At 53.2% G+C, this 21,053-nt stretch carries 22 protein-coding genes and 2 tRNA genes; 11 read left to right on the top strand and 13 right to left on the bottom strand.

The window, feature by feature from the left end; translation table 11 throughout:
• The first annotated feature begins 49 nt into the window (after positions 1–49).
• Positions 50–1,048 (top strand): sugar phosphate nucleotidyltransferase, encoded by a 999-nt coding sequence (locus tag ABD843_RS07550; RefSeq protein WP_345080924.1) that lies wholly within the window; start codon positions 50–52, stop codon positions 1,046–1,048.
• Positions 1,049–1,096: 48 nt separating this feature from the next.
• Here the strand turns inward: ABD843_RS07550 and ABD843_RS07555 are convergent, their stop codons facing one another.
• Together ABD843_RS07555 and ABD843_RS07560 are read right to left on the bottom strand one after the other, a co-directional pair.
• Complete coding sequence (locus tag ABD843_RS07555) at positions 1,097–1,717, bottom strand: pseudouridine synthase (protein ID WP_345080927.1); 621 nt, start codon at positions 1,715–1,717, stop codon at positions 1,097–1,099.
• Positions 1,718–1,854: 137 nt separating this feature from the next.
• Positions 1,855–1,928: transfer RNA gene (locus ABD843_RS07560), tRNA-Ala, on the bottom strand.
• A 109-nt stretch (positions 1,929–2,037) separates the two neighbouring features.
• On the opposite strand from ABD843_RS07560, the gene ABD843_RS07565 reads away from it, so the two are divergent.
• The 6 genes from ABD843_RS07565 to ABD843_RS07590 all read left to right on the top strand — a co-directional run bounded on the left by ABD843_RS07565 (position 2,038) and on the right by ABD843_RS07590 (position 6,494).
• Positions 2,038–3,948: an AAA domain-containing protein gene (locus tag ABD843_RS07565; RefSeq protein WP_345080930.1), complete on the top strand. Its 1,911-nt coding sequence runs from the start codon at positions 2,038–2,040 to the stop codon at positions 3,946–3,948.
• A gap of 215 nt (positions 3,949–4,163) precedes the next feature.
• Positions 4,164–4,535, top strand: a complete 372-nt coding sequence (locus ABD843_RS07570) for a DoxX family protein (protein WP_345080933.1) — start codon at positions 4,164–4,166, stop codon at positions 4,533–4,535.
• 22 nt (positions 4,536–4,557) lie between these two features.
• Positions 4,558–5,097: an SRPBCC family protein gene (locus ABD843_RS07575; RefSeq protein WP_345080936.1), complete on the top strand. Its 540-nt coding sequence runs from the start codon at positions 4,558–4,560 to the stop codon at positions 5,095–5,097.
• A gap of 199 nt (positions 5,098–5,296) precedes the next feature.
• Positions 5,297–5,713: a 6-pyruvoyl trahydropterin synthase family protein gene (locus tag ABD843_RS07580; protein ID WP_345080939.1), complete on the top strand. Its 417-nt coding sequence runs from the start codon at positions 5,297–5,299 to the stop codon at positions 5,711–5,713.
• A gap of 50 nt (positions 5,714–5,763) precedes the next feature.
• A complete protein-coding gene (folE, locus tag ABD843_RS07585; RefSeq protein ID WP_345080943.1) occupies positions 5,764–6,360 on the top strand; it encodes a GTP cyclohydrolase I FolE in 597 nt (198 codons plus the stop codon).
• Between the two features lie 60 nt (positions 6,361–6,420).
• A tRNA-Pro gene (locus ABD843_RS07590) sits at positions 6,421–6,494 on the top strand.
• Positions 6,495–6,542: 48 nt separating this feature from the next.
• Here ABD843_RS07590 and ABD843_RS07595 read toward each other — a convergent pair.
• The 4 genes from ABD843_RS07595 to ABD843_RS07610 form a co-directional block, all read right to left on the bottom strand.
• Entirely contained in the window at positions 6,543–6,881 is a 339-nt protein-coding gene (locus tag ABD843_RS07595; RefSeq protein ID WP_345080946.1) for a zinc ribbon domain-containing protein YjdM, read from the bottom strand.
• 116 nt (positions 6,882–6,997) lie between these two features.
• On the bottom strand, positions 6,998–7,501 hold the full coding sequence (locus tag ABD843_RS07600) for a YkgJ family cysteine cluster protein (protein WP_345080949.1): 504 nt from the start codon (positions 7,499–7,501) through the stop codon (positions 6,998–7,000).
• Positions 7,502–7,534: 33 nt separating this feature from the next.
• Entirely contained in the window at positions 7,535–8,491 is a 957-nt protein-coding gene (locus ABD843_RS07605) for a CPBP family intramembrane glutamic endopeptidase (protein ID WP_345080952.1), read from the bottom strand.
• On the bottom strand, positions 8,488–9,156 hold the full coding sequence (locus ABD843_RS07610; protein WP_345080955.1) for an ABC transporter ATP-binding protein: 669 nt from the start codon (positions 9,154–9,156) through the stop codon (positions 8,488–8,490). The genes ABD843_RS07605 and ABD843_RS07610 overlap by 4 nt, the downstream gene beginning before the upstream one ends.
• A 158-nt stretch (positions 9,157–9,314) precedes the next feature.
• Between ABD843_RS07610 and ABD843_RS07615 the strand changes: the two genes are divergently transcribed.
• Both ABD843_RS07615 and ABD843_RS07620 read left to right on the top strand, forming a co-directional pair.
• Positions 9,315–9,536: a DUF2795 domain-containing protein gene (locus tag ABD843_RS07615; protein WP_086100095.1), complete on the top strand. Its 222-nt coding sequence runs from the start codon at positions 9,315–9,317 to the stop codon at positions 9,534–9,536.
• Between the two features lie 67 nt (positions 9,537–9,603).
• Positions 9,604–11,109: a CehA/McbA family metallohydrolase domain-containing protein gene (locus ABD843_RS07620; protein ID WP_345080967.1), complete on the top strand. Its 1,506-nt coding sequence runs from the start codon at positions 9,604–9,606 to the stop codon at positions 11,107–11,109.
• Between the two features lie 84 nt (positions 11,110–11,193).
• Here ABD843_RS07620 and ABD843_RS07625 read toward each other — a convergent pair whose 3' ends face one another.
• From ABD843_RS07625 to ABD843_RS07650, 6 genes are all read right to left on the bottom strand, one after another.
• On the bottom strand, positions 11,194–12,015 hold the full coding sequence (locus ABD843_RS07625) for an undecaprenyl-diphosphate phosphatase (RefSeq protein WP_345080970.1): 822 nt from the start codon (positions 12,013–12,015) through the stop codon (positions 11,194–11,196).
• A gap of 3 nt (positions 12,016–12,018) precedes the next feature.
• Positions 12,019–12,636, bottom strand: coding sequence for a 7-carboxy-7-deazaguanine synthase QueE (locus ABD843_RS07630; protein ID WP_345080973.1), 618 nt, complete (start codon positions 12,634–12,636; stop codon positions 12,019–12,021).
• Positions 12,637–12,719: 83 nt separating this feature from the next.
• Positions 12,720–13,607: a bifunctional 5,10-methylenetetrahydrofolate dehydrogenase/5,10-methenyltetrahydrofolate cyclohydrolase gene (locus ABD843_RS07635; RefSeq protein WP_345080976.1), complete on the bottom strand. Its 888-nt coding sequence runs from the start codon at positions 13,605–13,607 to the stop codon at positions 12,720–12,722.
• 239 nt (positions 13,608–13,846) lie between these two features.
• Positions 13,847–14,119: a hypothetical protein gene (locus tag ABD843_RS07640; protein WP_345080979.1), complete on the bottom strand. Its 273-nt coding sequence runs from the start codon at positions 14,117–14,119 to the stop codon at positions 13,847–13,849.
• 132 nt (positions 14,120–14,251) lie between these two features.
• The gene (locus tag ABD843_RS07645) at positions 14,252–14,704 is read right to left on the bottom strand and encodes a hypothetical protein (protein WP_345080982.1); all 453 of its coding nucleotides are present in this window, start codon (positions 14,702–14,704) and stop codon (positions 14,252–14,254) included.
• A gap of 94 nt (positions 14,705–14,798) precedes the next feature.
• Positions 14,799–15,269, bottom strand: coding sequence for a hypothetical protein (locus ABD843_RS07650; protein WP_345080985.1), 471 nt, complete (start codon positions 15,267–15,269; stop codon positions 14,799–14,801).
• Between the two features lie 437 nt (positions 15,270–15,706).
• On the opposite strand from ABD843_RS07650, the gene secDF reads away from it, so the two are divergent.
• Positions 15,707–18,796, top strand: coding sequence for a protein translocase subunit SecDF (gene secDF / locus ABD843_RS07655; protein ID WP_345080988.1), 3,090 nt, complete (start codon positions 15,707–15,709; stop codon positions 18,794–18,796).
• A 124-nt stretch (positions 18,797–18,920) separates the two neighbouring features.
• Positions 18,921–19,805: a glycosyltransferase family 2 protein gene (locus ABD843_RS07660; RefSeq protein ID WP_345080991.1), complete on the top strand. Its 885-nt coding sequence runs from the start codon at positions 18,921–18,923 to the stop codon at positions 19,803–19,805.
• A 50-nt stretch (positions 19,806–19,855) separates the two neighbouring features.
• On the opposite strand, the gene ABD843_RS07665 is transcribed toward ABD843_RS07660, so the two are convergent.
• Positions 19,856–20,998 carry a glycosyltransferase family 9 protein gene (locus tag ABD843_RS07665; protein WP_345080994.1) on the bottom strand — a complete coding sequence of 381 codons (1,143 nt, stop codon included), beginning with the start codon at positions 20,996–20,998 and terminating at the stop codon, positions 19,856–19,858.
• Positions 20,999–21,053 lie beyond the last annotated feature (55 nt).

A 21,053-nucleotide genomic window follows, 5' to 3' on the forward strand; every position in this document is an offset into this window, starting at 1 on the left:
GAGTCCCGCAACGCAAAAGATCGTACATTTACACCTCAATTATCAGCAAGTGAAAGCGATAATACCAGTTGCAGGGGCAGGCACCAAGCTGCGCCCACTAACGTATACACAACCTAAGGCCCTTATACCCATAGCCGGCAAGACCATTCTGGGAGTCATAGTAGACCAGCTCATAGATGCCGGTGTTATGGAATATGTATTTGTGATAGGCTACCTGGGCGAGAAGATACAGCGCTATATAGAGAAGACATACCCGCAACTGAAATGCACCTTCGTAACGCAGAACGACAGGCGCGGCACAGGTCATGCCATACTGCTCACAAAAGACGCCGTACAGAACGATGAGGTGATGATAGTACTGGGCGATACCGTATGCGACTACCCTGTGCGTACCACTATAAACAGCCCTGTATCGCAGATAGGCGTGCGCAAGGTCGACGACCCCCGCAGCTTTGGCGTGGCAGAGATAAATGACAAGGACATAGTGACGCGCATGGTAGAGAAGCCCCTGATACCAAAGTCGAACATGGCGATGGTGGGCATCTACTACATAAAGGAAACGGCCGCACTGTATGCCGCGCTGGAGCAGAACCTGTCCATGCCACCCGACGAGAACGGCGAATACCACCTTACTAATGCACTGCAACTGATGGTAGAGCAGGGCATAAAGCTACAGGCCTTCAGGGTGAACAACTGGTTCGACTGTGGCAAGAAAGAAACACTGCTCTCTACCAATGCCATACTGCTGAAGCAGATGGAGGATGCGCAGGCCGTGGCACCCCAGTACAACTACGATACCACCGTTATCATTCACCCCGTAAGCATAGCAGAGGGCTGCGAGATACGCCACTGCATCATAGGCCCGAACGTGACCATAGGCGAGCATACCAAGATAGGATCGTCTATAGTACGCGATACCATAATAGGGTCTTATGCCGAGTTGCAGCAAGTAGTGCTCAATTCATCTATCATAGGCAACGATGCCTATGTGCGCGGCCTCAGCCAAAGCCTGAACATAGGCGACAATACCGAGATAGACCTGGGATAAATGAGTGTGGACTGCGGGGGGAACAGTGCGTACTGTTTCCCGACACTGTTACTCCGCACTGTCTTCCCCATTGTCTATCTTCAGTAGCTTAAAGAATTGTTCCTCTTCTATTTCCCTTACGCAGCCGGGAGCAAGGTCGCCCAGTACTATATCATCTATCGCTATCCGTATAAGCCGCCTGCACTCATGGTTCACGGCCAGCATCATATTGCGTATCTGGTGTCGCTTGCCCTCATACAGCGATATCCGCAACCACGAGTGGGGAATTCGTGGGTTCTGTTCCAGTTGGTGAGGCAGCACATCGGGCGGCGCATCCAGCAATTCTACTTCGCACGGCGCGGTCCTATGTTCGCCACGCCCCCTTACACGAATAGTAACACCCTCCCTCAACTGCTGCACCTTTTCGGGGGTCATTATATTCGTCACCCGTACCAGGTAGGTCCGTTTATGCGGCCTATCCCCCTCAAAGAGCAATTTCGTCACCCTTTTATTCGTACTCAGCAGTAGCAACCCCTCCGAAAGGCCATCCAGCCTCCCTATGGCATGCGTACCCTCCGGAAAGTCGAAGTCCACCTCGCCCAGCAGCCGCACATCCTCCACACACACGAATTGCGACACCATCCCGAACGGTTTATTCAGTACAAAATATCGGTGTTCACGCTGTGTCATAACAAGAAAAAAGAGTGCAGAAACCTCATGCACTCCCCCCACTCGTCCTCGTCTCTGACGAGGATGCCCCGGCCGGGCGTTTGTAACGCCCTACCGTGCATAAAAAATACGCAAGCATCTAGCTTGCGTATTATCTGTGGAGAATACCGGAGTCGAACCGGTGACCTCTTGCATGCCATGCAAGCGCTCTAGCCAGCTGAGCTAATTCCCCTGCTGAGAGGGTGCAAATATAGTAGGTTTGTCCGTATTTCAGAATTTTATTCTCCCCTCACCCAAATTTTTCTGCTCGTTCCCGCCACACCATCCGCTACATTTGCGGCATGGATCATTTCAGGCGCCTGCAAGAGCTCCTGCGCATAGAGCGCGAAGCGGATAAAGAAGCATACCTCGCCCTTACCCGTTCCTCATCTGCCGCACAGCGCCGCGCCAATGGCATCACATGGTATCCTGTGGCCATACGCGGCACCGAGCTCAGCCGGGCAGAGTACATTACCGTAGAGGTAGAGCGCACCACCCATACCGATGTTGCCCACCAGCTACGCTTCGGAGCCTCGGCCATGCTCTTCTCCAATCATAATGCCGCCGAGTATCATATAGAAGGCACCCTCACCTATGTGGGCGGAGACCGCCTTAAGCTGCAGCTCCGTACCGATGAGCTGCCCGAGTGGGCCCACGACGGCAAGCTGGGTATAGACCTCCTCTTCGACGACAATAGCTACGACCAGATGCAGGCCGCCCTCCGGCAGGCCCTGTCTACCGATGAACGTACGCCCACAGGCAGGCACATCCGCATCCTCACCGGCCAGATAGCGCCCACATTCAATACCTCTTTACCACCCTATCATCATACCCGCCTCAACCCCAGCCAGCAGGCCGCCGTCAACAACATATTGCAGGCACAGGAGCTGGCCATAGTACATGGCCCGCCCGGCACCGGCAAGACCACTACCCTCGTACAGGCCATCAATGCCCTCATAGCACAGGGTGCGCCTCGCATACTGGTCACAGCCCCCAGCAATACCGCCGTAGACCTTCTCGCCGAAAAACTGTCCGGGGAAGGTCTCAGCGTACTGCGTGTGGGCAGCCCTGCGCGTGTGTCCGAGCGCCTGCTATCGCTCACCCTCGATAGCAAGATAGCCGCCCACAGCTCTGTAAAAGAGATGAAACGGCTCAAAAAGCAGGCCGCCGAGTTCAAAGACATGGCCCACAAGTACAAGCGCAGCTTTGGTCGTGCCGAACGAGAGCAGCGCAAGGCCCTGTTCGACGAGGCCCACAAGATCATGAAAGATGTAGGCCGTATGGAGCAGTACATCATAGATGATATTATAGCGCGTACGCAAATAGTAGCTGCCACCCTGGTAGGCGCCAACCACTATACCGTGCGCGATCTCCATTACCCCATAGTGGTCATAGACGAGGCGGGGCAGGCTATAGAGCCCGCCTGCTGGATACCTATACTCAAAGGAGATAAGGTCATACTCGCCGGCGACCACTGCCAGTTGCCACCCACCATTAAGTCCGATGAGGCCGCACGCGCTGGCCTCGCCCACACCCTCTTCGAGCGGTGTATAGCCCTCTACCCACAGGCCGTCACCCTGCTGCAAGAGCAGTACCGCATGCACCTGCACATCATGGGCTATTCCGCCCGCGTGTTCTACGAAGACAGGCTAAAGGCACACACCTCCGTGGCCCATCATTTGCTTGCCCCCGGCGAGGCGCCCCTCACCTTTATCGATACCGCCGGTTGCGGCCATGACGAGCAGGCCGATGATACCTCCATATCCAACCCCGAGGAGGCCGCACTCCTGTTCAAACACCTCACCCGCATGCTTACCGGCATAGCGCCGCACTATACAGGCACCACTATGCCATCGGTAGCCGTCATATCTCCCTACAAGGCCCAGCTATATGTGCTCGAAGAGCAACTGCAACATGCTACAGAGTTGCAGCCATACATCCGCTCTATCTCCGTCAATACCATAGACAGCTTCCAGGGGCAGGAGCGCGATATCGTCTACATCAGCATGACGCGCAGCAATACCGATGCCAACATCGGCTTCCTTTCCGACATCAGGCGTATGAATGTAGCCCTTACCCGCGCCCGCAAAAAGCTGGTCATCATCGGCGATAGCGCTACCCTGGCCGCTCACCCCTTCTATGCAGGCCTCATAGCATATACCGAAGCTGTAGGGGCATATAAGAGCGCCTGGGAAGAGAATTGGAGCGACTGATGTCCTGTGAAAGAAAAGTGATCAGATCTCATCTCCTCCCCGTATGGGGAGGCTGGGAGGGGCTGAATACAGCTCGACATTGTTTTTAACAATATCGATAACGAGTCATTCATAACATAGGTTTTTGACGCATTCACCCCTGCAGATCGTCCTTTTCAAGGCCCATTTCCCAATGAGTACAGGTCTACCTTTGTATCAACAAAAAAGACCGCAACATGAAAAAGTACAAGATCATCTTCTGGGTATCCACTACACTCATTTTCCTGTTCGAGGGGGTAATGCCCGCCCTTACCTCGCAGACCGAGATGGCAAAGGAAGGTACGCGCCACCTGGGCTATCCGCAGTATTTTGCCAATGCACTGGTAGTAGCAAAGATACTGGGCGCCATAGCCCTCATGATCCCCGGCCTCAACAAGCGTGTGAAGGAGTGGGTCTATGCCGGTTTCACATTCGAGTTCATATTCGCCTCCATCAGCAACTGGGCCGTAGATGGCTTTGGTTTCAATGCCATTATGCCGTTCATTATACTGGGTATACTGGCGCTATCCTATTTCAGCTACCACAAACTCCACAAAGACGTATCTTAGAGGTAAGATATCTACCTACACCATGAGTATCATCACCATTATCCTGCTCGTTATAGCTGCCATACTGGCGCTAGTGCTTATACTGGGCGTCGTTTCGCCAAAGAGCTACCGGCTTAGCCGCAGTGTGCTCATCGATACCTCCGAGGCACATGTGTTCATATACCTGAAGCATCTGCGCAATCACGACAGCTTCAATGTATGGGCCATGAAAGACCCTAACATGAAGCGCACCTACCGCGGTATAGACGGCACAGTGGGCTTCGTATATGCATGGGATGGCAACAAACAGGCCGGGGCCGGCGAGCAGGAGATAAAGGCGCTGGAAGAAGGGAAAAGAATAGATATAGAGGTGCGTTTCATACGCCCCTTCGCCGCGGTGGCGCAAACACCGCTCACTCTCGAGGCCGTCTCACCTACGCAAACAAAGGTCACATGGCACATGGCCAGCAGCATGAAGTACCCCATGAACATGATGCTTCTCTTCATGAACATGGACAAGCTGCTCGGCGCCGATATGGAAATAAGCCTCGGCAAGCTGAAGGATATACTGGAGGCCCGGTAATGCTTACATATCGCAAAGGTCATACTATCATATAGCAGCCCATGCAACCATTCCCGCTGCCCGGCATTTCTTTAGCCCGCGTTTCGGGTATTTTCACCTAATTTTGCAGCGTAAAAAATATCTTATATACATAAGATATACCGAAAGCTTTGCCACAAGCGGCTTCCGGCCATTTTATCTCATTTTCTAATAATATAGTATGGTCTATCTCACGCGTATAGAGCATTTCAACGCCGCCCACAGGCTGCACAACCCCGGCTGGAGCGATGCAGAGAACAAAGATGTATTCGGCAAATGCGCCAACGAGAACTGGCATGGCCACAACTACGAGCTGCATGTCACCATCAAGGGCGAGCCACATCCGCAAACGGGGTTCATCTACAATGCCAAGACCCTTGGCGACCTCATAAAGGAAGTGATAGTAGAGCGGGTCGATCACCGAAACCTCAACCTCGATGTCGACTTCATGAAGGGCAAATTCACCTCTGCCGAGAACTTCGCCATCGGCATATGGAACGAACTGAGGCCCCACATCGAGACCGGCAAGGACAATGTAAAGCTCCACTGCATCAAGCTCGTAGAGACCCGCAGCATATACGTCGAGTACTTCGGCTAATGCGGCCTCACCACCCTTTTTGCTTTTTACTTTTTTACTTTTTCTTTAAGATGGCTTACCACAAACACGAGACCTACGATGCTGCGGCCACCGATGCCCTCAAGACCGCATATACATCCATCATATCGGCCGTGGGCGAAGACCCCGCACGCGAGGGCCTGCTGAAGACCCCCGAGCGTATGGCAAAGGCCATGCAGTTCATCACCCAGGGCTATGGCATGAACGCCGCCGACATACTGAACTCTGCCAAGTTCCACGAAGATTACAATGAGATGGTCCTCGTCAAGAACATAGAGCTGTACTCCCTTTGCGAGCATCATCTGCTCCCCTTCTTCGGCAAGGCCCACATAGCATATATACCCAATGGTGTCATCACCGGCCTCAGCAAGCTGGCCCATGTGGTAGAGGCCTTCAGCCGCCGCCTGCAGGTGCAGGAGCGCCTCACCCACCAGATACTCGATGTGATACAGGACACCCTCAACCCACTGGGCGTAGGCGTAGTCATAGAGGCGCAGCACCTGTGCATGATGATGCGCGGCGTACAGAAGCAGAACAGCGTCACTACCACATCGGCATTCAGCGGCCAGTTCATGAAGAACGAGACCCGCTCAGAATTTTTACGACTTATCTCCTCAAATTTGTCTTAAAACAAAATTCCCCTATCTTTGCCGCCCGCAACACCCCTCAACAGGGCATAGCGAGAGGCTCGGGAAGTGGCGCAGTCCGGTAGCGTACTAGTATGGGGTGCTAGGGGTCGCAAGTTCGAATCTTGTCTTCCCGACGTAAAAAAGAAAAACGAAGGTGAAAGCCTTCGTTTTTTGTTTTTCCCCTACACCTTCTTCACAAATTCCGACTTCAGCGCCATCGCGCCAAAGCCATCTATCTTGCAGTCTATATTGTGGTCGCTGTCTACCAGGCGTATGTTCCGCACCTTGGTGCCTGCCTTTATGCTTTGGGCCGTGCCCTTTACCGGCAGGTTCTTTATGGTCACCACGCTATCGCCGTTCTGCAGTATGTTGCCATTGCTGTCCTTTACCACAAAGCCCTCCTCGGCCGCAGGGGTTTCATCAGGGTTCCACTCATGGCCGCATTCGGGGCACACCAGCAGGGCATCCATCTCATAGGTATAGGTGCATTTGCATACGGGGCATGGTGCTGGTTCGGCCATTGTTCGTTTCTTATTTAGTGGGCCGCAAAAATACGAACTATTAACGGCCTCTCATATGACCACGAGCAGCCCCGGGAAGATCTGTGTTATCATAGCAGTGGTCTCTCAGGTACATGTTACTTCGGCCATTCATATTCGCGCTCTACTTTTTTCCTCACCTTGTCTACCAGTGTCAGCGTTGCCGGGCAGTGCATTATGTTGGCGGCATAGGTATCGCCATACACGTCGAAGGGCACCAGGTTATGATGCGGGAACTGCGCACAGTCCACAGGCCGCACCTCGTATATCGAGCATTTATTGTCTACCAGGAACTGGCAAGGCTGTTGCTTGTTCATCCAGTCTCCTGTCTCATCCTTGTACAGCCATTTGTCCCTGAAGGCCTTGGGCGTCATTCCCACATGCGCAGCTATGCGCATCACATCCTCCTTGCTGAAGGTGGGCGACATCGTCTTGCAGCAGTTGGCACATGTGGTACAGTCCGTCTCGCGCCACATAGCGGCATCGGCATCGGCCACTATCTCCTGCATATCATCGGGTACCAGCTCCTCCAGTTGCTTCAGAAACCGGGTCAGCTTCTCCTGTTTCCGTGCCGCGGCGATCTTGAATTTTTTCAGGTCCATATCGTTTGTAAATATAGGCTCTTTGTCCCGCTGTCAGAGTTGCCTGTTCTCACGTTCCTGCTTCAGCTCTGCCAGTTCCCTGGGGGTAAAGTCGTCCGTCCAGTTGGCAGGTAGCGGGGTACGGTTCTTCAGCAACAGCCACAGCGATGCTGCGAATACCACCGCGCCCGCAGCCGCATATCCATACGGTACGCTATCCGTCTTCATGGTGGCCTCTATGGCCTTGTTATTGTTGGCCAGATAAGAGAGGAACACCTGCCCGCCGTTGAACAGCGTATGTGCCAGTATACTGCACCACAGCGATCCTGTCAGTTGGTATATCACTGCCAGCAGCACCCCTGCCAGGAATATGGACAGGAACCCGTACACATTAGAGTGCGCATACGCAAATACCACCGCGCTGAAGAGCACCGGCGCTACCATACTACGGCTGCGCTTCTTGGCAAAACGCATCAGCACCCCGCGAAAGAACAGTTCTTCCCCCACGCCCGGCACTACCGCCATTATGATGAAAGTAGCTATGAAGCTGCCCACGGTAGGCATGTTCATCATTCCCTGCACCATATTGTCCAGTTGTGCCTGCTCTGTCTTTAGCTTGGCGCCAAAGTCTATCAGCTCCATGCCGCTCTTTATCAGCATGAAGATGGGCATGGCCCCGGCCATCAGCGTCACCGACAGCAGTAGTTGTATGCTCTTTCCCGGCCTGCGCAGCCCCAGGTATCGTGCGGGCGTTGGGTGGCACAGGTAAGCATAGGTAAATGCCGGCAGCATGAAGATGAACATGTTCTGCACGCCCTGCACCACGCGCGCTGCCTGTACCAGGCCATAGGGCGTAGCAGTGGTTATGTCCGATATGGCAGTTATATCATACCCGGTAATCTTTGTGAACGTGCTCAGTACTATTACCGATATGCAGGACAGGAAGGTGAATGTCATCAGCAGGAACAGCAGCAGCTGCATGCCCCATGGGTAATTGCGGAAATATTTCATCGGTTCGTTCTTTTGTTCACTATTCGTCCATCCTGCATCATCAGTGTGCGGTCGGTCATTTGTGCCAGTGCATCATTGTGGGTTATCATCACAAAGGTCTGTCCCAGCTTGTCGCGCAGGTCCACGAACAGCTTGTGTACCAAGTGGGCGTTCTCGCTGTCCAGGTTGCCGGTGGGCTCATCGGCCATCACTACCGCGGGCCTTGTTACCAGCGCGCGGGCTATGGCCACACGCTGCTGCTCCCCGCCCGATAGTTCCGATGGTTTGTTGCCCAGCCTGTGCGATAGCCCCACTATGCCCAGCATCTCTGTGGCCTGCTCCATGGCCTCTTTCTTGCTCACACCCTTTATCCACAGGGGTACGCATACATTCTCTATCGCGCTGAACTCCGGCAGCAGATGGTGGAACTGGAATACGAAACCGATATTGGCATTGCGAAATCTCGCCTGCTTTTTTGCGGGCAGTTGCAGCAGGTCGGTGCCGTCTATCAGCACCTTGCCGCTGTCGGGCTTGTCCAGGCCGCCCAGCAGGTGCAGCAGTGTGCTCTTGCCTGCGCCCGATGGCCCTGTTATAGACACTATCTCGCCCTTTGCCACATCCAGCGACACATTGTTCACCACCGTAAATGTGGCATACTTTTTGGACAGGTCTTTAGCAGATAACATGGGTACGCAAGTTATCTATTAATTGTAAAGAAAGACAACAATGGCGGGTATGCACAGGCTATAAAAACAGCATTTTTTATTCACTAAAATTTGTCTTTTCTTTTTTGTTTTTTCGCTTACATTTGCCAAAAGTCAAATAAAATAAAAATCATTATAATATGTTCTGGACACTTGAACTGGCATCACATCTCGAAGACGCACCGTGGCCTGCCACGAAGGATGAACTGATAGATTACGCCATACGCTCTGGCGCTCCGCTGGAAGTAGTGGAGAACCTGCAGGAGCTGGACGATGAGGGCGAGATATACGAAGGTATAGAAGACATATGGCCCGACTATCCCACCCAGGAAGACTTCTTCTTCAACGAAGATGAATATTGATGCACAAAGACATTTATTACCTACGACCCGCTTTTGCAGCGGGTCTTTTTATTTACCTGCCTGCAATATGCGATACTATATAACACTCCTGCTCCTGCACGCAGCCGCCTCGCTGCACGCCCGCCCCGATACCACCTGGAAGACCTACTATGGCCTGCTACATGCCCATACCATGATATGCGATGGCAGCGGTACCCCTGCCGAGGCATATGCCATGGCAAAGGCCGCAGGGCTGCATTTCTTTGCCGTTACACCGCACAACCATATCGAGGCCGAGTCCGGCGCCAAAGAGCGCAAGGACGGTATACTCATAGCCAAAGACCCTGCCCTCTACGATGGCAATAGCAACATCACCGTCACACGAAAGTGGAAAGAGAACGGCGCTCCGCGGTCTGAGCAGGTAACACTGGCCCCGCTGCTGAAGGCCGCAAGAGAGGCCACCGATGCGCATTTCGTAGCGCTCTACGGTCAGGAGTTCTCTACCATATCCAGCGGCAACCATGTCAATGTCCTCGGCACCGATCGCCTGCTCACTACCGGCAATGGCGACTTCCGCCTGCTGCTGCAAGAGCTGGATAAAAGAAAAAAAACCGACCGAAATATGGCCGTCATTCAGCTCAACCACCCCGATGCAGAGCAAGACCTCTTTCGCCGGGGCGGCTCCCCTTCCGATCGCAGCAAGATGTTCAACGACTATGGCATAGACCCCGGCGACCTCGGCCCTCACTTCAAGGACTGGGTACAGGCCATGCAGCCATATACGCACCTCATAGAGGTGTTCTGTGGCCCTGCGATGGCAGAGCAGCGCCAGCAGCACTACCGCTATACCGATAACGAGAACGATTACTTCTTCTATCTCACCCAGGGCCTGCACATAAGCCCATCGGCCGGGCAAGACAACCACTACCGCACCTGGGGTACCGTTACCGATGCCCGCACTGGCATAGTGGCCCGCTCGCTCTCCGAGGCCACCATATACGATGCCCTCCGCCGCAATCGCACCTATGTTACAGAGGACAAGAACCTCCATACTGCCCTCTACATCAATGATAGCCTCATGGGCGCACAGCTAAAAGCAAAAGAGGGCAGCGACCTCGATATAAGCATACATATACGCGATACCGATGAGCCCACTGCCACTTACGAGATACAGGTATACAGCAGCCCTATCCGCCCCCAGCTGTCTACTGCCGCCACGCACCAAAAGGCCGCCAATGGCCTGGTACAGCGCAGCACGGTACGCGGCAATGGCCTGCACAGGATAAAGGGTGTGCGTGCAAATGCGTTCTCTTCCTTCTGCTATGTAAAGGTGATACAGCAGGATGGCGACCGCTCATGGACCGCCCCGGTATGGATCAATGAAGGAAATGTCTCCACCGCTGCGGCCACCTCCACACCGCACACGGCAACAGTACCCGGCGCTGCAAAATATTACTGGACCACATCCTCATCATCACATGTATATCATCTTGCAGGTTGCTCTGCCGTGCCCAATATCAAGGCCACCAACCTCCGCAGTGGAAACACTCCGCCAGCAGGCCGCACACAGCACCAGTGCGATGTAAGGAAGTAATACCTATGATACATAGAACATCTATAGCACCACCCTCCCCTTGGGGGAGGCCTGCCTGCCGGTAGGCAGGGATGGGGTGGGGCTTTATCCCTTTATATACCCCGCATACATCAGCCCGAAGATGATGATAGCCGCCACTATGCGGTACACGCCAAAGGCGCGCAGGCTGTTCTTTTGCAGAAAGCCTATAAAGGTCTTTATAGCTACCAGGGCCACCACAAAGGCTATTATGTTGCCCACGCCCAGCATGGCCAGGTTGTCCTTGTCCTTCAGTAGTTCGGGATGCTCTTTGGTAGCTTTCAGCAGCTTGTACCCTGTGGCCGCCATCATGGTAGGCACCGCCAGGAAGAACGAGAACTCTGCCGCGAACCTCCGAGTGAGCCCCTGTTGCATGCCGCCTATTATGGTGGCTGCGCTGCGGCTGGTGCCCGGTATCATGGCCAGTACCTGCCACATACCTATCATAAAACCTTTCTTATAGCTCAGCTCACCATCGTTCTCTATGCGGTTCTTGGCAGAGAAAAGGTTGTCTACAAAAAGCAGCACTATGCCACCCAGCAGCAGCGCCACGGCCACTGTAGCAGGGCTTTCCAGCAGCTCATCTATCTTTTTCGAGAACAGGAAACCAAAGGCCAGCGCGGGAAATACCGCCACTATCAGTTTGAAGTACAGGTCCAGCCGCTTTATGTCGAAGAATTTCCTCCAGTACAGCGTCACTACCGATAGTATGGCCCCCAGCTGTATGCACACCTCAAAAAGCCTTGCGAACTCACGCTCGCTTTCCGTGGGTGTCTTGCCATGGTTCATTATGGCGTCGGTTATTATCATATGTCCTGTAGACGATATGGGCAAAAATTCGGTCACACCTTCTACTATGCTAAGGATAATGGTATCGAGCCAGGTCATGCGTTATGGTATGTTGATGTATTTATGGGTCTGTAAAGACAACTGCCACCTCGGGTGCAGCTTTATATGATCTGTCAGTAGCGGGGTTATCGCATCGCGCTTGCTCCACTCAGGCTGTAGGTACAGCCTGCATTCCGGCCGCACCTTTGCTGCATGCTGCTCGGCCCATTCCAGGTCGCTGCGGTGGTATACCACCACCTTCAGCTCATCGGCCTTCGCCAGGCATTCATCCAGCGGCGCTTTGAACTTCTTCGGCGATAGTGTCACAAAGTCCACATCACCCCTCAGCGGGTGCGCCCCCGATGTCTCTATATGCACCCTGAAGCCCGCCTCGTGCAGTACATCGCACAGGGGTGCCAGGTCGTGCATGGCCGGCTCACCGCCGGTTATCACCGCTATACGGCCCTCGTGTGCAGCGGCTATCTGCGCTATCTCCACATTGGTCATCAGCGGGTGCGCGGCCGCATCCCAGCTTTCCTTCACATCGCACCACACACAGCCCACATCGCACCCGCCCAGGCGAATGAAGTATGCGGCATTACCCGTATACAGCCCTTCGCCCTGCAGGGTATAGAAGTGCTCCATCACCGGGTACATCACTATATGTGGTTCGTGGCTCAAAACGTGGCTTATATCGCGCAAAGGTATACAATGCAGCATTGTCATGCCGCATCACCTGTGTTTCTCTATGCTGGTATGGGGTTCTATGCAGGTACCGTCTCCTTCATTTTGGCGGCCAGCAGGGTGTTCTTCATCAGCCCGCATATGGTCATCAGGCCCACACCCTTGGGTACGGGTGTTATGTAGCTGCACAGTGGCGCCACATTGTCAAAGTCCACATCGCCTACCAGCCGGCTGCCGCTCTTCCTGGTGGGGTCGTCTATGCGGTTTATGCCCACGTCTATCACTATAGCGCCGGGCTTTACCATCTCGGCGGTCACATAGCGGGGCCTGCCTATGGCGGCCACTATTATATCGGCCTGCAGGGTCAGTTCCTTCAGGTTGCGTGTACGCGAGTGGCACATGGTCACCGTGGCATTGCCGGGGTTGGTAGCGCGGCTCATCAGTATGGTCATAGGGGTGCCCACTATATTGCTGCGGCCTATCACTACGCAGTGCATACCTGCGGTATTTATCTTGTAGTACTCCAGCATCAGCATGATGCCATATGGCGTGGCAGGCAGAAAGGTAGGCTGTCCCAGCAGCATCCGCCCCTGCGATATAGGGTGGAACCCATCCACATCCTTTCCCGGGTGTATGGCATTGATAACAGAGTCGGGCGATATATGGTCGGGCAGAGGCAGTTGCACCAGTATGCCGTCTATGGCAGCATCGTGGTTCAGGCGTTCTACCTCGGCTATCAGTGCTGCCTCCGTTATGTCGGCGGGCAGGCGCAGCAGGGTAGAGTCGAAACCCAGCTCTTCACAGTGTTTCACCTTAGAGCCCACATAGGCCTCGCTGGCAGGGTTGTTACCTACCAGTATGGCCGCCAGGTGCGGTTTCTTGCCGCCTGCGGCCTGCCATTTCTGTACTTCCTGTTTTATCTGCTCCTTTATATGGCCGGAGACCAGCACACCATCCAGTAGTTGCATACAGCGGGATATTTACGATGAAGGTAATAAAAAACATGCTCCCTGTATACAAAAAGCCCGCTATCAGGCCATCTCCTCCCCTCGGGGGAGGTCGGGAGGGGCTACTGCCTTACATACCATTCCGCCATACCATCCACTCTTACGTCTTGCGACAGTACTAGTGTGTCATGTGCATACGATATCTCATAGGTCATATTGTTGCTTGCTATGGTCACAAAGTCTGCGGTGGTGTTCTTTATTTAAGAGGGACCCGTAAAAAGGGTATAGGTAGTAGTAGTGATATTGCCGTCAAATGTGTAGTAGCACCTGCTGCCGCTGGCAAATTCATAGCTCTGTGAGTGTCCCCACTCGTCGGCGGTCATATCCAGGCCGGCGATGCCGCCCGTTATACGCACCAGCTTCCATTTACCCCGTATAGATGTACTCGTTCCGGGCTCCGTTGTGGTCTTTCGGCAGCTTATGGTCATCATCACCGATAGGGCGGCCATAAGCCATATGGTAGTTATCCTCATGTCTGATATGGTTTTGGTAAAATTATATAGACACGCAAATACTCACAAATGTTGCACCCGTGCAAAAGATACCCACACTCCATCTCCTACCCCTCGGGGGAGTCTGCAGGGTCGGGGGGAACTGCTGAAGGCCTACTCCTTTACATACCAGTCCACCGTACCATCCATGCGCACATCCCACGATAGTACCAGTGTGTCATGGGCAAAGTAGTACTCATATGTTTCTCCACCCTTTATGGTCACAAAATCGCCATCGGTCCCCTTGGTATAAGACGGGGCCTTGTAACGTGTATAAATAGTATTGGTCACATTGTCATTCACCGTCAGCACACATTTATCTGTCGCCCCGAACTCATAGGTCTGTATCAGGCCCTGCTCTTCGGCGCTCATGTCCACTCCCCTCAGGCCGCCTGTGGTGCGCACCAGCCGCCATTTACCCTGTATGGGGTTGTCATTCACCTGTATGGCGGTACCCGCTGCCGGTTCGGTCTGTACATCAGCGGTCATGGGCGATGGTCCCAGGTCGGTCTTCCGGCAGGCGGGCAGCGCCAGCGCTGCTGCCAGTATCAGTATCATCGTTTTCATGGTAGTGCGTTTTTAGGTCCATAATATAATAGGCATATCATGTCGCACAAATGTTGTACCACGCCACCTCTTTTACCACATTTTTCACACTACTTTAGAACCACCTCACCCATGGCCTGCTTACCAGCGGCGAGAATGCCCATGGCACCGAAGACAGTATCACCAGCAGCGCTACCGTATACCATATGGCCACTGTTCTGTGTTTCTCATTATCGGTGGTCTTTCGTTTGGCCTTGGCCGATCCTATGGTCAGTATCGTTATTCCCACCAGCATCATCAGGCTGTGCTCCATCCCAAAGAAGCGTATCTGCCTGTCATGCACCGCCTTACCAAAGTCGCCCAGGAAGTATTTTATCAGCGGACTGATGAAATACAACGATATACCTATCAGCAATTGTATATGTGCTATGGTGGCCGTTATATGTCTTATACTGTTATCCGTCCGGCTAAAGAGCTTTTTACCCTTCCACCCCCTGTATGCGCGGTAGAGCGATAGCGCTATGCTGCCCAGTACCAGCCAGCGGAAACAAGAATGAAATACCAGCAACGGATAATATGCGCCCATGGTGTCGTCTGTTTGCAGGGAGCAATGTTACACTGCCTTCGGCCATATCCACCTATCTGTCGTATCACATTTGTGCAATATTTTCCGCAGGCGGCCGCATACATATATGATCTTGTAGCAGAATATCCGGGTCTGAACTCCCCCGGTTGCAACCGGTAGCTAATACCACGACCCCACACATGTCACGACCCCACACATGTCTTGTTTCATATATAAACTCGTATGGCCACACGAACGGAGGCCCAACGAAAAAATACCGCCCTAAAAGATGGCGGGAATGGATCTTTCGGCTATTTTAACGAAAATTTTGGCAAAGGTCGGATAAGGCTTTATTTTTTTATATTAAATCCTATCTTTGCACCCCTTACAGGACAGGGGTAACCTATGTCCCTGTCTGTGCTTTTAAAATTTATTATATATAATTTCAAGAACAACCTATGCAGTTAAGAGGTTTAGTGAAGGTTTTTACGGTGGCGCTCATCCTGATATCGCTGTACCAGCTTTCTTTAACGTTCGTAGTACGCAACACCGAGAAAAAGTGGAGAGAAAAGGCCCGCAAAACGGCCATGGCACAAGACCCTAAGGCCACAGGCGCCGACCTGGACAAGCTCACCGACAAGTACTACCAGGTAATGACCGATACCCTGCAGGGCGAGGTGATATTCAATGCACTTGTGAAGAAGTACACCTTCCAGGAAGCAAAGGCAGAAGAGCTGGGCCTGGGCCTGGACCTTCAGGGCGGTATGAACGTGACGCTCGAAGTGAGCCTCAACGACCTCGTGCGCTCTATGTCCAACAATCCCCGCGATGCCGCGCTCAACAAGGCCATCAACGATGCCAACATAGCCAAGGCCAATAGCGATGCCAACTTCATCACCCTCTTTGGCCAGAAGTTCGAGCAGCAGAACCCCGGCGTTAAGATGGCTTACCTCTTCACCAAGCCTGCAGAGAAGGACATCACGCTCAACTCTACCAACGAAGAAGTACTGCGCAAGCTGAACGAAGAGGCCAAAGCCGCTATCAAGCGTACACATCATGTACTGCAAACGCGTATAGACAAGTTCGGCGTTGCCAACCCCAACGTAAACCTCGATGAGAACAAAGGCATCATCACCGTAGAGCTGGCCGGTGTGCAGAACCCCGAGCGTGTACGCTCTTACCTGCAGGCCACTGCCAAGTTGCAGTTCTTCGAGACCTATGGCAACCAGGAAGTAGGCCCTATGATAAACATGGCCAACAAGCCCCTGTACAACTACCTCTCTGGCGTTAAAGAAGAGAGAACAGATAGCGCTGCTACATCTACCGATAGTGCAACTACCGCAGTTGCCGACACTACAGGCAAAACAGCCGATACAAGCAGCCTCAACGATATGTTCGCCAGCAAAAAAGATGGCGTAGCTACCGATAGCGCAGGCGGCAAGGGCCAGATCCGAGAGACCCCTCTTACCGACCTCATCATACCCAATGGCACCAACGAAGAGGGTTATTTCAACTCTCCTGCTGTAGGTTATGTTGCCCGCAAAGACACTGCCAAGGTGAACCACTACCTCTCGCTCGATGTTGTGAAGAACAAGTTCCCCAGCAACATGAAATTCGTTTACGGTGCAGAAGGCAAAAAGTCTAAAGACCCCAATGCCGTACTGGCGCTCTATGCCCTGAAGACCGCACCCGGTGGTGGTTCCAGGCTCGAAGGCGACCACATCACCAATGCCCGTGCCGACTTCAGCTCTATGACAGGCCAGCCCAACGTGACCATGGAAATGGACATCACCGGCGCCCGTATATGGAAGGATATGACCGGCCGCAACGTAGGCAAGTTCGTAGCCGTTGTGCTCGATGACAAGGTATACTCTGCTCCCCGTGTAGACAACGAGATAGCCTCGGGCAGCACCGAGATATCGGGTTCTTTCACTACCGAAGAGGCCAATGACCTTGCCAACATCCTCAGGTCTGGTAAGCTGCCCGCGCCGGCACACATCGTGCAGGAGCAGGTAGTAGGTCCTACCCTCGGTGCAGAGTCTATCAGCGCAGGTTTCACGGCCATCGTGCTGTCGTTCCTCGCCATCTTCGTCCTCATGCTTATCTACTATAGCACCAGCGGCTGGGTGGCCAATATATCTCTTACCCTCAACCTCCTGTTCACTGTAGGTATACTGTCTGCAATGCATGCTACCCTCACACTGCCCGGTATCGCCGGTCTGGTGCTCGGTATCGGTATGGCGGTGGATGCGCATGTGCTTATCTTCGAGCGTATCAAGGAAGAGCTTGCCCTCGGCAAGTCTCATGCCGATGCCATAGCCGATGGGTATAAGCGTTCTAATGCGCCTGTATTGGATGGTCACGTTGCACAGCTCATCACAGCGGCCATCCTCGCCTACTTCGGCCTGGGCCCTGTGCTTGGCTTCGCTACTACCCAGCTCCTCAGTATCACCATATCGCTCTTCTGCGGTATCCTGGTATCAAGGCTCATAAAAGAGATATGGCTGAACCGTGGCAAGCATTTCAAATACTTCACGCCCGTATCTAAGGCCGTATTCGCCAAGGCCCACTTCGATTTCATGGCCAAGCGCAAAATAGCCTACTTTATCTCTGTTATCGTTATAGCGGCCGGTATCGCTTCTGTGTTCCATGGCTTCGACTATGGCGTGGAATTCGCAGGTGGCCGCAGCTACACTGTGAAGCTGGACAAGACCTATGAAGTAACGCAGATACGCGAAAAGCTGAACGGCGTATTCGGCGAATATCCCATAGTGAAGACCATAGGTACCAACAACAACGTCAACATCACTACTGCCTACCTCATCAAGCAGCCAGGCCAGCAGGTAGAGCGCCAGGTGCAGGAAAAGCTGTACGAAGGCCTGAAGGCAGGTAAGTTCATACCCGAGACAGTTACTTTCGATGACTTCCTTTCTACCACTATACAGAGCTCGCAAACAGTACTCCCCACCATCTCCGACGACCTCATAGCAGGTGCCAGGTGGGCTACCATCATATCGCTGCTTGCTATCTCTATATACATCCTCGTGCGTTTCCGCAGGTGGCAGTACTCGCTCGGTACTTTTGTATCGCTGCTGTTCAATATCTGCGCTACACTCGCAGTGTTCTCCTTCCTCAAAGGCGTGGTTCCCTTCGCCCTCGAGATAGACCAGCACTTCATCGCGGCCGTACTTACGGTAGTAGGTTTCTCTATGAACGACACCATCATCGTGTTCGACCGTATCAGGGAATACTTCCGCAAGTCGCCTAACGAAGACAAGCAAAGCGTTATCAACCGCGCTATCAACGATACCCTGCCCCGTACCATTATGACATCGCTCACCGTGTTCCTCGTGGTGCTCATACTGTTCATCGTAGGTGGCGAGGTGACTCGTGGTTTCGCATTCGCGATGCTCATAGGTGTTATCACAGGTACATACTCTTCTATATTTGTAGCATCACCGGTACTGGTAGATACCGACAAGAGCGGTACCCTCAGCCAGGAGGTCGATCGCGAAGCTCATATCGAAGAGCTGAAGAAAATGGCATAACCACCATATTCATATACAAAAGAAAGGCGCCTCACACGGGGCGCCTTTCTTTTTGCCACATACTCTGTCACATGTCCCATCCTTTCGTTTACTTTGCCCTATATCTCGTACCACCCGCCCACTCATGACAGTATCTGTTATCATCATCAATTACGATACCTTCCAGATAACCTGCGACTGTATAGAAAGCGTGATACGCCACACCAAAGGCGTACCCTATGAGATAGTGCTTGTGGACAATGCATCTCCCCACGACGACCCCGATCAGTTCACGGTCCGCTTCCCTTCCATACAACTTATAAAAAGCCCCGAGAACGGCGGCTTCGCAAAGGGCAATAACTTAGGTATAGCCGCAGCCGCGGGCGATGTGATATTGCTGCTCAATTCCGACACAGTCCTTACAGAGGACAGCATCAGTATAGCTGCTCATGAGCTCGTCAAAGACGACACTATAGGCGCCCTCACTGTACGTCTCACCTATCCCGATGGCAAGCTGCAGCATACCGCCCGCCGCTTCCGCAGCATACGCAACGAGCTGCTCGATCTCGCCCGTCCTGTTCTCAAACTGCTGCCCTACCGCAGGCGGTCGCATCTTATGCTCAACCAATATTTCCATGGCGACCGCGATACCTGGTGCGACTGGGTCAGTGGCGCCTTCATGATGTTCCGCAGAGACCTGCTGCAAAAGCTGCCGGGCCACCGGCTCGATGACCGCTTCTTCATGTATGGCGAAGACCAGCTATGGTGTTATCAGTTCGCGCAGCTAGGTCATCGCAGCAGGTACATAGCCGCTACCACCGTCATACACATACATGCGGCCAGCACATCTCCGAAAAAGCAGATGCAGCTCCTCAAAAAATTCCTGGCCATGGAGTTGAAGATAATGGAGTACCGCGTAGGCCGTGGGCTCTATTACCACCTATTCAGCCTCATACTTACTATAAAGGAAATGGCACGCTATTACTTCAAGGTAGCAGTATTGAAGCTCACCGGCAAGAGAATGAGATAAATAGGTCAGACCAAACATCATCTCCTCCCCTCGGGGGAGGTCGGGAGGGGCTATTTCTTCAGCACCCTCTTCACCACCACATTGCGCACCAGCTTGAAGGGTGCCGATACAAAGCCCCATACTATGGCCCGCACCAGCAGCGGGTGCCAGCCCCATACGCTCACATTTATGCGTATATGCTTTGCTATTGCGCCAAATTGGAGGAAGCACAGCATATTGTAGATATTGCGGCTGGTACCTATAAAGTGCAGTGGCAGCGGCTTTTGGTACTTCTTCTTTACCTCCCTTATATCGCCATTCAGTATCTCGCCCGCGCAGCGCACTATAAAGGCCGGGTCATTGTCGTATATCTCCAGCACCTCATCATCGGGCATGCCGCACCGTTCAAAGTCCCGCGTTATGGGGTTCACCCATGGCATATAGGCATCCAGTATCTGCAGCATGGGCAGCATCTTGCCCGCGTCCGATGTCGTTATCCAGCTTATACCACTGCTGCAGCCTATCAGCAGCGTGCAGTAGTGCGATAGCGCCGCCGTCTCTCTCAGTGTCAGCACACTGCCGTCTATTATGCGTGCATCGCCCGCATCTATTCGGTTGGCAGAAGAAAGTATGATACACGTCCCCGGGTTCTCTACTATCTGCCGGGCTATGTTCAGCGCCATATCGGTCGTTATGGCCAGTTGTCCGCTCTGCGGCGCAAATTCGAAGAGTATCACATTCCTGTACTCTGCCAGCTTATGCCGCTCTGCAAATGCCGCGGTCGTGGCTATCTCGGCCTCGCGCAGGCGCAGTACCGGCTGCACACCCTGTGTTATGGGCCGCCCATACGCCCTCAGTATCCCCGATCGTATGGTACCGTCGTAGTACGCTATGTTATCGTCTATCAGTTGGGTAGAGAAAACCTCGTCATACTCCCCGGCAGCCTTTTTGGCCAGTGCGGCTCTTAGCTGCTCGCGGTGTATGCGTGTATTGGTGTTCTTGTTCACATCGGGCACCTCCACTATCTCGTCTATATAGGGGTTGTTCTCCAGCACGCTCTTTGCCCATGTGGCTACTACCCACGTCAATCGGCATCCCGGGTGGTCGTGCTTTATCTGCCGGGCTATGGCCGTGGCATACAGGCAGTCCCCGTTAGAATGCAGGTGCAGTAACAATATCTTTTTCCCGGTGCTCATCTGGTAGAAGAGGCGCAATTTACAGAATATCCCACAGTACCTTATGCCTCCTGTATCATCCTCTTGCTATGGC

The sequence above is a fragment of the Nemorincola caseinilytica genome (assembly GCF_039540515.1).
Taxonomy (GTDB): Bacteria; Bacteroidota; Bacteroidia; order Chitinophagales; family Chitinophagaceae; genus Nemorincola; species Nemorincola caseinilytica.